The sequence below is a fragment of the Photobacterium nomapromontoriensis genome (assembly GCF_050336815.1).
In the GTDB taxonomy this organism is placed as follows: Bacteria; Pseudomonadota; Gammaproteobacteria; order Enterobacterales; family Vibrionaceae; genus Photobacterium; species Photobacterium nomapromontoriensis.
In genome coordinates, this window is the sequence record NZ_JAKJSL010000022.1 from 162,903 (window position 1) to 178,112 (window position 15,210).

A 15,210-nucleotide genomic window follows, 5' to 3' on the forward strand; every position below is an offset into this window, starting at 1 on the left:
CTCTTCTTCGTGTATTTTAAATGTCTGATAATACCGTTAATATATCGCCGCTTATGCCATGGACGCGCAATTTCAACTCTTCATCACTAAATCGTTATCTAACTCCGATTTAGCACCGCAGATACGTGTGACGCCTCTCTGAATAGCCTCTGTCATTTTTTCTACCGGTTATAACGGTATGTTTATCAATAGGTTTATATGAATCACAAGAAAGTCGAGCACGCGATTCTGCTACTGGTGCTTGCTAATTTACTGGCCTCGTTTTCCGATGTCTCACTGAAAATGCTCAATGGGGAAGTGCCCACATTTCAATATGTTTTCATTCGCCAAGCCATCAGCTTAATTATTTTACTGCCTCTCTGGCTACGGTTACCGAAAACAACCCGTATAAAAGGGTGCAGTATCATTACCTTCTGGCGTGCACAGCTCATTTTATTAGGTAGTGCTTGTGCCATGGTGGCTATTACCCACCTCACCCTTGCAACCGCCAATGCTATTTTTTATGTCGGACCTTTATTGGTGTTGCCGTTATCCGTGCTATTTTTGAATGAGCGCCCGCCGCTAAGCAAAATTATTGCCACAATCATAGGGTTTGCCGGGGTACTGATTGTATTACGCCCTGAACATTTCCACTGGGCTGCCATTGTCGCACTCGGCAGTGCGTTAGCCATTGGAGTGGGAAATATTTTAATCCGTCGTATGCCTGATGATCAGCCGCTGATCTGCACCCTGTTCTGGACCACGCTCATGACACTGCCTATTGCGGCGGCTATTGCGTACTTCGAATGGCAGCCGATCACTCTGACTCACGTACTTTGGATCATAGCCATTAACCTGTTTGTACTGGCCTATCACGCACTGGTTGTGATGGCATTCAAACAAGCGCCAGCCAGCCAAATTGCACTCGCCGAGTACTCCGGGTTAGCATTTGTGATTTTCTTTGGGGTGATTTGGTTTGATGAAGTCCCCGATCTATATACCGCATTAGGGATCGTTCTGATCGTTGTTCCAATGATGCCAATTAAATGGAAAAAACTGCTACGACGCCACAAAGCTAAGCTCGCAGCTGATCCGCAAGGCAATACCTAAAGATCTTATAGTAACCAGTCGTTGATCATTGTTCACAATTATCAGAGCCTTTACTTATCCAGATTAGTTTGAGTCATCGAACGCTTGGCATAAAAAAAGTACAGCGATAAAACGCTGTACTTTTTCAGTTATGCGCTGACGTTACAGTGTCATTAATTCACTGAAACCAGCTTTAATGCCACTTGATAACTGTCGACAAATGACGCGATCGGTAAGAACTCATACTGACTATGGAAATTATGTGCGCCAGTAAAGAAGTTCGGGGTAAATAACCCCCTCACAGAGAGGGCAGAACCGTCCGTCCCACCACGCATTGCAATAGTTTTTGCTGGTATTTCAAGCGATTCCAACGCTTGATATAGCTTGGTTAAAGCTTCAGTATCCTCCCCCATCGCTTGCGCGATATTGCTATATACATCGGTAATTGTCAGCGATATAACGGCTTTCGGATGCTTTTGCTGCAAGAACTCACTCACTGTTTCCAGATAAGCTTTCCGGCTATCGTAACTGGCTTGTTCAAAATCACGAATGGCCACATGCACCTTAGCGTGATTCTGATTACCACTGATATCGGTTACCCAGAAATATCCTTCACGGCCTTCTGTTTGCTCAGGTAAACCACGTCCACGCAGCTGTTCAATGAAATCAGCGGCAATCAGGTTCGGGTTCACCAATACATTTTTAGCGCTCATCGGGTGGGCGGTGATCCCATCAATAGACAGTACCGCACTGCCCGCATTGAAGGTTTCATAGATCACCTCGCCGCGCTCACAACAGTCAATGGTGTAACAATAGTCGACCGGAAACTTCTCCAGCGGCAGCACTTTTGCGCCACGCAAGCCTATTTCCTCATCAGGCACAAATGCTAAATAAATATCCCCGTGCTTCACATCCGACGTTTGCAGCTGCTGTGCTAGCGTCATCATCACTGAAATAGCAGCCTTGTTATCTGCCCCTAATACACTCGTACCATCTGAGAATAAAATATCCTGTCCGATATATTTTGCCAGTTCAGGGTGACTCAGCTCATCAATAAAGATCTGCTTATCGGCATTCAGACACAGCCGCTCTCCCTGATAGGTCAATAGCTGAGGATGAATATCGGCACTTAACCCAACATCTACCGTGTCTAGGTGTGCAATAAAGCCAACCGTTTTAGCCCCTGTGGTATTGGCTGGAATACGTGCGATTGCAATGCCTGAGTCCAACAACTCAGTCTCATTGAAACCAAGCGCATTTAAGTCCTCACACAATAACGTCGCTAACGCCATTTGCCCAGGGGTCGAAGGTAGAGTCGTTGCACTGGCATCTGACTGACTGCTGATCGCCACATAGCGCAGAAAGTGATTAATTAACGTTTGTTCTAGTGTCTTCATGATTATTGTCCAGACAAGCTATAGGTATAACCGCTATTAAAGCCAAGAGGGATATCAAAGCCCCAGAATAAGAACAGCATGATAACCAAGGTGATCAGCAGGCCAATGGTATATGGCAACATCATTGATACCAAAGTACCGATACCAGACTGTGAGCAATACCGCTGCATATAGGAAATAATTAGCGGATAGAATGCAAACATTGGGGTACTCACGTTCACCGCGCTGTCTGAAATACGGAATGCGGCCTGCGTCAATTCAGGTGAAATACCAACTGCCATCAGCATCGGTACTAATACCGGAGCCAAAATAGCCCACTTCGATGATGCTGATGTAATCAGTAAATTCAAACACGCGGTCAGTAAAATCACCCCTAGAATCGTCAACTGCCCTGGCATGTTCATGGCTTTTAACGCTTCCGCACCTGACAGTGCGATAAGACTACCGATGTTTGATTTACTGAAGCAGTACAAGAACTGTGCGCAGAAAAAAGCAAATACAATGAATGAGACCAGTGAACCAGTGATCGTCTCCATCGCTTTGGTCACATCTTTACTGCTCTTAAACTGCTTACTCACAAAGCCATACACCAAACCAGGCGCGGTAAAGAAAATCAGCAGTAATGGAACAATGGTTTTCATTGCCGGCGCGGCAGGACTCGTTAGTGAACCATCCGGCGCACGAAATAATGAAGTTTCTGGCACCATTAACGCAACACCTGCACCAATCAAAGCTAACAAGGTCCAGTTAGCAATTTTAAATGCACGGTTTTCTTCTGGGCTTGGTTGCGTATTGGTGTCTTCCACTTGATCCACATCCACTGGTATCGCATGACGTAAACGTGGCTCCACAATTTTGTCTGTTACGTACCAGCAGCAACCAATAACCGCAAACGTCGAAGCAAACGAGTAGAAGAAATTACACAACACATTCACGGTGTACTCAGGATCAAGAACTTGAGCGCCTGTTTCGGTAAACCCCGCTAAGATAGGATCGATAATTGACGGGGTATAAGACGCCGTAAAGCCACCAGCTAAGCCCGCAAAACCCGCGGCAATACCTGCAAGTGGGTGCTTACCTGTTTTGTAGAAGATATATGCTGATACCGGCATTAAAATCACATAAGCAGAATCAGATGCCACGTGTGCCAGAATACCGATAAAGATAACTGAGGGGGTTACCGCTGAAAGGGGCACGACAGACAGTAACTTCTTCAGGGCTGTTGTGATATAACCAGACCCTTCGGCGATACCGATACCTAAGGTCGCGACAATCACAATGCCAAGCGGTGGGAATGAAACAAAGTTACTCACCATCGACATCAATAATGTCATCAACTCATTAGACGAAAATAAATTAACAACTTGAACCGGTTCTTTCGTTAATGGGTGAATATAATCAAACTGAATTGTCGAAAGAAACATAGACAAGCCAATGCATATTATTGTAGCAAACAAGAACAGAATAGTAATATCTGGGATCTTGTTACCTATGCTTTCGATATTGTCTAGCCAACTTCTTTTTTGTGTTGGCGGTGACGCCATTTCAATACTCATTAGATAATCCTTTATTTACAATGAAACAATAAACTGAGGACTTAATCATAATGTCTTAATGATAATTAAGTAATTATCAAAATAGTGATCTCTGCGAGAGTTTTTTCAGCGCTATTTTATCTGTCTTATCAATTACCCTACATGGTGTTAACTAAGTTAATTTTTTAATCACATCGATAAATAAATCCGATGGTACATACCCAAACTATTCCGTGGTTGATACAAACGCGGCCTCGCACATAAACTCAACGCGTTGACTAAATCGGGCTATTTGGTGCTGATGATTCACAATACTTCGCCATTAAATCCTGAACACGTCTTACTCGTCCCCGCTAAACACGATGGAAAATAGGGCGACGATAAAGTATATATCCGCTTTATTGATATTCTTCACAAAATGGGACGTTCTATCAATGCATTCCCATTATGGCGATTTAGATCACACTTATAGTTTAGTTGTTAAACTACAATCAGCTCAATAGTACAAATTCGCACCATAACTCATACCACATAACGGTGGTTATGTCATAAAACTGCCATTCAAGTATGGTTGCCAAACTAATGAAGGACATCTCTGTGCCAACAAACGGTTCCGTTCAAATTCGAACACAAAATAAATCTAATGTCCTCAATGTGATTAAACAACATGATCGCTCAACACGTGCTGAAATTGCAGAGTTGACCCACATGACCAAAGCGACGATTTCCGAGATCGTGTCACAGTTAATTCATGAAGGCTTAGTGATTGAACACGATAAGAATAAGTCTGACAGTAAAGCGGGCCGTAAAGGTATAGCTATCAGCTTTAATAAAAATGCAGATTACGCCATTTCGATTGATTTAGGTGGCACAAAAATCGCGATATCTTTATTTAATATTGGGCTAGAACTCATCACCCATAAAACGATTCCTACTTTTAAAGTGTCGCTTCGTGCTCAGTTTATTGAAAAATTAAATACAGCTATTGCGATCTTTATTCAAGAAGCAGGCATACCCACTAACTCTATTTCTGTCATTGGTATCGCTACGGCCGGGATCGTTGAAAACACAACGGGGTTCGTGCTTGAAGGCTCACCTAACCTACCGCAATGGGAAGGATTCTCTCTAGCGGGCGAAATTCAAGATCAGCTCAATATTCCTGTCGTGGTTGAAAATGATGTGCGTGCGGCGCTCGTTGGCGAGATATTCAAAGGCAAATGTAAAGACACACAAAGCGCGATGCTTATCGGCATAGGCACCGGGCTCGGTTCCGCTCTGGTCATCGATGGCAAGCTGATCCGTGGCACCAATAATGCGGCGGGAGAAATCGGCTATATGGTGCTGTCTCGCGAACAGCTTAACCAAAATTGGCATAACAAAGGCGCACTAGAAACCCATTGTTCAGGCTCTGGTATTGAACAACGTTACTATCAGTTAACCAATAATCAGTTAAGTTCAAAAGCTATCTTTATTCTTGCTGAACACGGCGATTTCTTAGCGAAATCATTGGTTGAAGAACTCTCGGACTCTCTGGCGCTTGGGATAATCAACGCCATTGCTATCGCCAATCCCGAAAAAGTGGTGCTGTATGGTGGCGTCTGTTTAGCCGCAACACAATTTTTAGAGCGAACCCAGTCAATCATTGATCGCCATACCCTCGCCAATACCAGAATCACATTAGAACTCTCAAGCTTAGGAAACCATGCCCCCGTTTATGGTATGGCCGTGATGGCAATGGCCAGCGCACATCCTGATATTCAATTTTTACCTAACATTCAATTAAAGTGAGGCACACCATGTCCAGCTGTAATGGTATTCACATCCACCCACACGATATCACTGATGAAGGCGTGGAAGCGATCAAAACACGCTTACGTGCTATGGGGGATATCAAATATATCTTCGCGGAAGTGAACACGATTTTTGAGCGTAATCCCGTTCCGGTAGGGATATTGCCTCACAATCCAGTTCACGATGTTGTCATGGGCGATGCAACACTGCATGTCGATATTGATTTTTCTCAGTGTCGCCTCCAGCAAGTAAAACATCAGTCATTGCAAGCAGGTGAAGATTGCTTTAATACCTTGAAAGAGAATATCGCCCCCGATGAATTCACGGTTATTCCTTGGGTAAACGTGCTCAATGGTCATTTCACTGGGGATTTAGACAATAATCACGTTGTCGATTATAAAGGTGTCATGCAAAAACATTGGATCTGCCCGAATGGATCTGACGTCATCGACTTATGGAAAACGATCTTCCTTGGTATCAAAAAGCAGTATGGCTATAACACTTTTTTGATTGACCGTATTCGTTACCCTGACTGGGCTGGTGAAGCGATTAATCCCGATCAACTGTATACCTGTTTCTGTGACAAATGCTGCCACAAGATGACCGCTCAAGGATTAAATGTCACCGCAATTAAACAGCGATTGGGAGAGCTGGTTGCCCTTCTCGAACAAAAAGAATTTGAAGCATTCCCACTCGCTTTTAAAAATGACCCATTAATCCAATCTTGGGTGGCATTTAAACAAGCCTCTGTCACTGAATTTGTCGCCAATCTGAAACAAGCCATGCATGCCGTCGACGCAGAGATTGAACTATGGCTCGACTTATGGTCACCGAAGTATTCGTGGCTGTTGGGCCAGAATTATACAGATCTCACTAAACATGCATCTGCACTAAAACACTTCCCATACCATAAGCTGGGAGGCGGCGCAGACGTACAAGGACTCATCAACTTTTATGCGCATAATGAAGCAGAACAAGAGCGGATGTTCCACTCGTTTCTTTCACTCTTTGATATGCCTTATGACTTATCTTATCAACAATTCAAACAATCGGGTTATCCCATTGAGTTTGTCCGTGACATGAATAATCACGTTCGTGAGCTTTCTCAAGATGGTACCTTCATTTTTAGTGGGATCCAGATGTGGAACTTACCTGAAAATGAATTAATTGACGCGATAACTGCTGCTAATACAAGCGATTGCAATGCCCTGCTGTATTACTGCTACGGATGGGCAGGTGATGAATTATTTAATGCCGTAAGCCAATTTAATGCTGAGACACTCTAAGGATAGCTATTATGACAAGCACGTCGACATCTCAACCCATCAGCGCAGCAAAAAGAATGCAGGTTTTCTTCCTGCTGTTTATGACCATGTTTTTATTGGGTTCAATCCAAACCACGAAAGGTCTGGTATTGGAACAAGTGCAATACGACATTGAAATATCCCTAACACTACTTGGTACCGTTATGTCGTTCTTCCAATGGGGCTTTACTCTCGCCGCATTGGTAACGGGCTACATGACGGATAAGAAAGGTGTTCGGTACATGATGTTGGTCGGCTCTGGCCTCATGGCTGGCGGTTTGATCATGACGGGCATGGCCGGATCGGCAGCCTTCTTCCTCGGTTTCTATATGATCGTCGGCATCGGTATCGGATCAATGATGACCGCGATTTGTTCAGTGATCCCGAAACTATTCAGCAAAGAAGCCAGTATGCTGTTTAATGTGGGTAATGCTTTCTTTGGCGTGGGACTGATCATTGCCCCTTTCTTGCTGAATGCCTTATTTAGCAATGATATTACATGGCGTTATTTTTACTACGGCATTGCCGCGATTGTAATACTGATGATGGCAGTGATGTCGACCTTAAACGTTGAAAACTCAGCAAAATCAGAGACCTTGAGTATCAATAATGCCATGCTGGTATTAAAAGACCGTCAAGTTGCTATTTTAATTGCATTTTTTATGTTCTATGTTGCCATGGAAGCCGCCTTCTTCAACTTTTTCCCTTTATTTATTTCAGGGCTTGATATTGACGGTATGAGTGCTGCTGATAAAACAGCAAAAGCAGCTGGCGTACTCGGGATGTTCGGCTTCATGTTCACCGCTTTTCGTTTTGCTGGTGGTTATATTACTCGCTTCTTTGGTGAAAAACGTACGCTGGTAATCTTCTCTGGGCTGGCACTGATTTCATTAATCTTAGGCATTCTCTTTGCTGAACAAGCGATTTACCTCTTCATGGCCTTTGGTGTAGGCCTGTCTCTGTTATGGACAACCGCACAAACAATCATCACCCGTGGCACGGATAAGGAAGGGACAGTGATCGGCCTGACGTATGTTGCTGCAGGTTTTGGTGGCGTTATCGCCGGTCAAGTTGTAGGCACATTATCAGATGTTTATGGCACCACTGCTGGCTTTTCATCACTGATTGTCTTCGGCGCTATCGCGTTTATTCTGGCATTAATGGTGAAATCACCCGAATCGCAGGTTAGCGCAACAATGCAAGAGCAAAACGCCTGATTATCGCAAGCTGATCTATCACTAAGCCGCTACTAAACATAGCGGCTTATTTATATCCCGGACCGTACTCGCTATCTCGGCAATTCAGCATCAATGACTATGCCGTTGCTATACTCAAACCGTGTTTTCACACCAGCTTCTGTCCACAATAACTCTTCACCGTGTAATTGGTCCTGACTAAAGTGGCTAACCGACTGCGGTTGACCATTTTTATACCAAGTTTGTTGTTTGCCTTGCTTCAAGCCCGCTTGATATAACGCACTGTGCATTAAGGTGCCATCTTCATACCAAAACTGCTCTTGCCCTTGCTTGGCACCCGCAAGGTAATTCACTTGGTGTTTAAGCTGACCGTTCTCATACCAATAACGTGCTTCACCGTGTAATTGACCTTTCGCATACATCACCTCCGTGGCGAGCTGTCCCTCTTCATACCAGACTTGGTAAATGCCATCGTATTGGCCATCCATAAACTGGGTGCGTTGTTGTTTTTGGCCATGATTGTAATACCACCAATGCTCACCCTGCCGCTTGTTATGGGCAAATTCGCCGTTATAGATCAGTGCTCCGCTATCACTCCAACCTTGCGCGACACCATGACGCCATCCTTGCTTCATGTTCATCACCCCTTGTTTTCGGCCATGCGTATCCCAGTAGGTCGATAAACCGTCCTCTTTACCCTTAACGTAAAAGGTCTCCATCGCCTTGCGGTTGGCCATATGGGGATAGAAGGTCACCGCTCGTCCGTTTAAGACACCCTTATCGTAAGTGTGCAGCATGCTAAGTTGGCCGTTATACAACCAATACGTCGCTTGGCCCTGCATTTTGCCGTCAACATACGTGATTTCACTGAGTTTATGGGGACTGACTTCGGGTTTATCGGGGTAAAAGTAGTATTGAGTATCGGTGCCGGAATACGGTACAGAGCCTCCCACCTCATACGCTAACGCTGGCGTTCCTTTATATTCCAGTAAAGCACCGTTCACGGTAAGTGGCACAACACTGAGCAGTAAGAGAAAACGTGATGTTAAGGTAACTTGTCGCGCCATGATTACAATCCCATCTCTTTTTCTGAATATAATGTGCCATCATCAAGCCACGTACGGCGTGTTCCCACCGCTTCACCTTCATGGTAAGTCCCTGTTAACTTTGGTTGCCCATTGCTATACCATTGGGTTTCTTTACCGTGCTTCACACTGTACGCATATCGCCCTTTTTGAATCAGGGCATAGGTTATTTCACTCTTCAATTGCCCCGACTTATACCACGCTTTATGTAGCCCCATTTTGCCACGCTTACCTTTGAGTCCCTGCTCCCGCAACTGGCCATTGTCATACCACTCACTTTCAAGGAACTGACCGGCATGTTGGCTGGGGATAACTTGATGTTTTTTCGTCCCGTTTTTATACCATTCCGTCACAGGCTCAGATAATTTACCCAGCTCGAACTGCCGGACTTCCTGTAGTACACCGGTTTTAAACCAATAATACTGAAGCGCATGGCTCTCACCCTCCAGTTTGTTTCTTTCTGAACCACGGATATTGGTATTGTGGTAATACTCAACCTGTTTGCCTGAACCGGTCAAATACACGTTCTGCAGTACGCCGTCACCGGTAAAACGGTGCTCAAATCCGTACGTTTCTCCATGACGGTGACTGCGCACTATACGATCTCCGCCATCATAGTCTCGTCGTTCAATGCCTTGAAGCTGGTTATTTTGGCTGAACTGCACCGCGGTAAGGTAAGGGGGGTTCACATCGTCAAGGGTGAACTCAAGTGAGGGGCCATTTGTCTCCCCATGGCTATAAAACACGTCTTTCTGAACGCCGCCATCGGGAAAATAATGGCGTTGTAACCCCATTATTTTTCCATTGGCATAATGTTCGTCATAATTCACATAGTCTTGATCATTGCGATCTTGAGACCAACGCGTCCTATTCCCACTTTTTTTGCCATTTATCATCATGACATCGTTATAACGACGACCAATGCTCCAACGTGTTTGATCACCATGCTCGAGTCCATATTGGTAGTTTTCACGATCGGTTTGATAATAAAGCGCCGGCTCCTTACTGTCTTTTTGAGAGCGGCTCTGGTAAAAACTATTCGCAATACCGTGTTGCTTGCCATCAAGCCAATGTATTTGTTCTTCCAAGCGGCCATCGGCAAACCAGCGGTAACTGGGACCGTGTTTGTGACCGTTTAAAAAATACGATTCTACGCGTTTAGTACCCTTCTCATCATAAGCGATAGCAACACCGGTATAAGGGGTTTGGGTCGTTTTCTCAACAGCGATATGTCGACGTCCTTTGCGTTCAAAATCCAAATCAGAGAATGAGACAGCGCTAGATGCCGCAGGAAAAAGCAACACACCACTAAACAATGCAAGTCCCGCGCATTTTAAAGACACTGAATGGCAGGTTGGCCAAATTGGGGTCATTATAAATCCTTCTCTTTTTCACACACGTCGGGGCTACGCTGACAAATGGCCTTTTTTTTACGCCATTCAAAACCATGGTTTTCCACCATTAATTTCACCCACGGGTAAACCTCAGCATCCATCGCTTTCGGTGAATTCTTATAGGTATCGAGTAACAAGCTGAGTGCTTGAGGAGAGTATTCAACAGCCCGCTTTAAATACTCGCGCCCACGCGGCACATCTTTTTCAACCACCGTCCCCGTAATGTACATGTACCCTAAATGGAAATCGGCACATTGCGCGCCGTCCGCTTGGGCTTTTTCTAATAGCGCCAAACCTTTCAATCTATCAGCACGGTCTGTGTTTTTAAGCGTGATATAATCCACGCTTAACGCACACATCGCTTCTACGTTGCCTTGTTTCGCCCCCAAGCTTCTCGCTTGGTGTGTTAACGCCATCCGGTTATCACCATCGGTATGGTATTGATAATAATTGCTGAGCCATAAACTCGCTTCGCCCTTCCCCTTTTGGGAGGCTCGCTTTAGCAGCGTCGCGGCTTCATCGTAGTATTGTGTGTGCCATAACTGTTTGGCTTTCGCGAGCAAACGTTGAGATTCACTGAGCGATGCCATATCAATGTCAGGGGCCGTTTCAGGGCAATGGTTCATCACTCGCGTGATCATTTCGGCAAACCCATTCATGGGTAACATATCATCGACATCATACGACTGCGAATTCAATCGACCTTCAGTTTCAATCTTCACCTGCACGCTTTGGGCTTGTTTAAGCGCATGAATGAATGAGGCGGTCGGATGGAAAAAATACCGATTTTGAATAAACGCGGGGGAATAAAGTGGTTTATTTTCTACAATAGTCGGCTCGTAGAAGAAACGAGTACCATCATCTAGGGTAAATATGAATGTCGTGTATACATCCTTAAAGTCCAGATCATGATACGTCACCCCCAGTTTCACTTGTTGGTTATCACAAAAGGCATAGAATCCATTGCTTACACGCCAGTCAAATTCTGGGTCACCACGATAAGTCGCTCCTTGGATGCGTAATACCCCCTCCTTTTTCTCAGCATTGGAGGCATAGTACACAGTACTGTCTGGGTTATAACCATGGGTAATAATACCACTACGATCAATTGAAACACGGTTTGCTTTAATAATGGTATATACGGATTCGGCATTATCAGCATATACATGTACTGACGGTATTACGGAAAGGAATATTAACAACAATATTTTAATGCTCAATTTATGCTCCAGAATAGATGTGCAACAATAAAGAAAACATAAAATACCAACATGTTGCAGCCTAAATATAGAAATATGATAACATTGAGATACGGATTTTATATAAGCCAATTCATTAATCTATAATTCAATCAATAATGTTGATTTATTTTAGAACCACCACTCATAATGAGATTATTTATTTCACACTACTATATAAATACACCGACTTATACCTAGAAAGCATATCAAATAATGCTTGTTTATTACTTTCCAGTGGTTGAGACGATTACCAAGCAGCACTATCGTATACTAAAGTAGATAAATTGACTCATCACAATACTTCCATTGATACAATGGTGGAATAACTGGATTGAGAATCACGACAAAATTGGCTTATTCACACTTTGAGTGTATATACAAAAAGATGATGAGTTTCATGGATTAAACGTATTTTTTATCATTTCATGTTTTGATGGTGGAAAACCAAATTTCGCTTTAAATGCTTTACTAAAATGAAAATTATCGTAAAAGCCCAATTCTCGAACAATATTAGTAATAGATGTTTTTTTATAGTGTAGAGATGCGTATGCATAATCAAGCTTAGCATCCATGATATATTCTTTTGGTGTTTTATTAACACACTTCAAAAATAGCATCCTAAGATGTGACTCACTACAAGATATAATATTTGCTAGCTCCTTAATGCTCCATTTTTTATCTATTTTAAGGTGAACTTCTGCAATGACTTTTTTTACTTTTTCTTCATCGGTATTTTTAACTTTGGTAAGATCAGCATACGTCAACCATTGGTAGATGAGTGTATTAATTCTTGCGACACCTAGCCGTTGATAGGTTTCCTCTATACTTTTAAGATCTTGTATTGCTTTATTTATTTCATCAATCATAGTATCAGATTCAAGTTCAATCACCTGCTCTAAGGGTAATGATATTGCCCCTGTTACAATGAACTCCATCCAATTCAATTCCCAGATCAAACCACAACAAAAGTAATGGGTGATTTTTTTTGGTGGCAGAAAAACCACACAATGGCCTTGCAGGCTAACAATTTGTCCATCATTCAAATGGATTTGTCCATGTCCTCGGTGAGAGTACACGGCCACAATTGTATTATCTCTGAGAGGCAACAAGCGATCTTCCGGCCATTTCACGCGGTATGTACTGGGGTTTCCAACCGTATCCCACAAAGACAACAGAGTTAGGCCTGAAATGTTAATGTTTTGATTGACTGAGATCACATTATCAAAAAGAGACTCGTTTTTTACATGAATCATGGTATTTATTCCATTCTCAAAACAGGTTTTTACGATAAAAATGACAGCTGAAATAGTTCGGTTTTATCACGAATTTAACATAGAACAATAATATATACTCATCCCTACGACACAAAGGACGTGATTATGTCAAATATTAGCGATGTATCACCCTTATCAGGAGGTACTCCATGTTTACCTTAATTTCATTCCTGTTTTTTACATTCCTGGTGGCTTTCATTTCCTACCTAAAAACAAAAAATGAAAACTTAAATCAAATAAGCGGCTATTTTTTAGCCGGAAGAAGCTTGCCTTGGTATGTCATTGCTGGATCTTTATTTCTAACCAATATTTCTGCGGAACAGCTAACTGGTTTAAATGCCAACGCCTTTACTAATGGTGCCAATGTAATGGCATGGGAAGCGACATCAGCCCTGACGTTAATCGTTTTAGCCTTCGTTTTCCTTCCTCGCTATTTAAAATCCGGCATTAGCACGGTACCCCAATTTTTGGAAAACCGCTTCGGACGAAGAATGCGCTTAGTCTCATCCTTCATTTTTATCTACGCCATCGTTATCGGCTTTTTACCTTTTGTTCTCTATGCCGGTGCCATCACACTTGGGGAATTATTTAATATCAGCGATGTGCTGGGATTATCCGTTAATCAAACAACCTGGGTTATGGTGATCAGTATTGGTGTGATTGGTGGCATATATGCTGTTTTTGGCGGCCTAAAAGCCGTCGCTGTATCAGACACAATCAATGGTATCGCCCTTCTAATATGTGGCCTCATGGTGCCAATACTCGCGCTTCATTATCTGGGCAGCGGTAGCTTTACGGAAGGTATGCACATTTTGGTCACTGACGCGCCGGAACGTTTAAATGCTCCAGGCCTAAGTGAGAGTGCCAATATTCCATGGCATGGCATGATCTCTGGAGTCATCATCATTAACCTCTTCTATTGGTGTACCAATCAGGCAATTGTTCAGCGTACGCTTGCAGCAAAAAGCTTAGCGGAGAGCCAAAAAGGGGCACTGGCGGCAGGTTTATTAAAAATCGTCGGTGTTTTGATGTTAGTACTACCCGGTATTGTGGCCTGGCATTTACATCAGCGCGGCATGCTCGATATTCCTTTTAAAGTACAAAGCGGCAATATCACCGACATTATCAATGCTGATATCTCATACCCGACACTGGTACAAGCCGTCTTACCTCCGTGGCTGACGGGCTTCTTCGGTGCTGCAATGTTTGGTACGATTTTAAGCTCATTTAATAGCGGTATAAACAGCCTATCAACCCTGATCAGCTTAGACATCTACAAGCAATTCGTGAATCCGACAGCCAGTGATATTCAAACGGTTAAAGTGGGTAAAGTCTTTGGTATTGCAACCACTATCATCTGTATTATTGCCGCACCTTATATCGCCAATGCTGATTCACTGTATACCTTAATGCGAACCATCATGGCTGTTATCAATGTACCTATTTTTGCAGTTGTACTGTTGGGCATTATCTCAAAACGTGCTCCTGCATTAAGCGGCTATGTCGGCCTCGTATTTGGTATGGTTTTCTTCTATACCACGCACTTTGTACTAAAAGGCGATCTTGGTTTTATTCAGGTACATTGGCTAAACCTTGTTGGTTTAAACCTGTTCTTCATGCTGAGCATCATGCTCACCATTCGCTACTTCAAACCAATGGACGTGGCTTATCAGCAACCTGTGACTCAGGATGTTGAAATCACAGAATGGAAATATGCCGTACCCTGTGCATGGGCGCTAGGTTTCTTATTCTGCCTACTCTATACCGTGCTGTCCCCTCTGGGTATCACGTCCCCATCGGGTTCATTGTTCAAAGCAGCACTTGTCTCTATCACCTTTGTTGGCACGCTCTACTTTACGTTCAATACCTTGAAGAAAAAGCGGAACCAGAACTTAAAAGAAAATCTTGCGAATCATTAAGGTAAA

The 15,210-nt window shown here is 43.4% G+C and carries 11 protein-coding genes; 5 read left to right on the forward strand and 6 right to left on the reverse strand.

The features are described 5' to 3' along the window. Window positions 1-198: 198 nt before the first annotated feature. Complete coding sequence (locus tag L4D12_RS08660; protein WP_428447426.1) at window positions 199-1,089, forward strand: DMT family transporter; 891 nt, start codon at window positions 199-201, stop codon at window positions 1,087-1,089. A gap of 152 nt (window positions 1,090-1,241) precedes the next feature. Here L4D12_RS08660 and pepT read toward each other — a convergent pair whose 3' ends face one another. Then, window positions 1,242-2,465 carry a peptidase T gene (gene pepT / locus L4D12_RS08665; RefSeq protein WP_428447427.1) on the reverse strand — a complete coding sequence of 408 codons (1,224 nt, stop codon included), beginning with the start codon at window positions 2,463-2,465 and terminating at the stop codon, window positions 1,242-1,244. A 2-nt stretch (window positions 2,466-2,467) separates the two neighbouring features. After that, window positions 2,468-4,021, reverse strand: a complete 1,554-nt coding sequence (locus L4D12_RS08670) for an AbgT family transporter (RefSeq protein ID WP_428447428.1) — start codon at window positions 4,019-4,021, stop codon at window positions 2,468-2,470. 576 nt (window positions 4,022-4,597) lie between these two features. Here L4D12_RS08670 and L4D12_RS08675 point away from each other — a divergent pair. From L4D12_RS08675 to L4D12_RS08685, 3 genes are read left to right on the forward strand one after another with little or no spacing between them, the layout of a single operon-like run. Next, on the forward strand, window positions 4,598-5,788 hold the full coding sequence (locus tag L4D12_RS08675; RefSeq protein ID WP_428447429.1) for an ROK family protein: 1,191 nt from the start codon (window positions 4,598-4,600) through the stop codon (window positions 5,786-5,788). Window positions 5,789-5,796: 8 nt separating this feature from the next. Continuing rightward, window positions 5,797-7,077: a hypothetical protein gene (locus tag L4D12_RS08680; RefSeq protein WP_428447430.1), complete on the forward strand. Its 1,281-nt coding sequence runs from the start codon at window positions 5,797-5,799 to the stop codon at window positions 7,075-7,077. A gap of 11 nt (window positions 7,078-7,088) precedes the next feature. Beyond that, window positions 7,089-8,312: an MFS transporter gene (locus L4D12_RS08685; RefSeq protein ID WP_428447431.1), complete on the forward strand. Its 1,224-nt coding sequence runs from the start codon at window positions 7,089-7,091 to the stop codon at window positions 8,310-8,312. 71 nt (window positions 8,313-8,383) lie between these two features. Here L4D12_RS08685 and L4D12_RS08690 read toward each other — a convergent pair whose 3' ends face one another. The 4 genes from L4D12_RS08690 to L4D12_RS08705 all read right to left on the reverse strand — a co-directional run bounded on the left by L4D12_RS08690 (window position 8,384) and on the right by L4D12_RS08705 (window position 13,264). Further along, window positions 8,384-9,358 carry a toxin-antitoxin system YwqK family antitoxin gene (locus tag L4D12_RS08690; protein ID WP_428447432.1) on the reverse strand — a complete coding sequence of 325 codons (975 nt, stop codon included), beginning with the start codon at window positions 9,356-9,358 and terminating at the stop codon, window positions 8,384-8,386. Window positions 9,359-9,360: 2 nt separating this feature from the next. Beyond that, a complete protein-coding gene (locus L4D12_RS08695; protein ID WP_428447433.1) occupies window positions 9,361-10,749 on the reverse strand; it encodes a toxin-antitoxin system YwqK family antitoxin in 1,389 nt (462 codons plus the stop codon). Next, window positions 10,749-11,990, reverse strand: a complete 1,242-nt coding sequence (locus tag L4D12_RS08700; protein WP_428447434.1) for a tetratricopeptide repeat protein — start codon at window positions 11,988-11,990, stop codon at window positions 10,749-10,751. The genes L4D12_RS08695 and L4D12_RS08700 overlap by 1 nt, the downstream gene beginning before the upstream one ends. A gap of 416 nt (window positions 11,991-12,406) precedes the next feature. Continuing rightward, window positions 12,407-13,264, reverse strand: a complete 858-nt coding sequence (locus tag L4D12_RS08705; protein ID WP_428447435.1) for a helix-turn-helix domain-containing protein — start codon at window positions 13,262-13,264, stop codon at window positions 12,407-12,409. 170 nt (window positions 13,265-13,434) lie between these two features. On the opposite strand from L4D12_RS08705, the gene L4D12_RS08710 reads away from it, so the two are divergent. Next, window positions 13,435-15,204 carry a solute:sodium symporter family transporter gene (locus L4D12_RS08710; protein ID WP_428447436.1) on the forward strand — a complete coding sequence of 590 codons (1,770 nt, stop codon included), beginning with the start codon at window positions 13,435-13,437 and terminating at the stop codon, window positions 15,202-15,204. The last annotated feature ends 6 nt before the right edge of the window (window positions 15,205-15,210 follow it).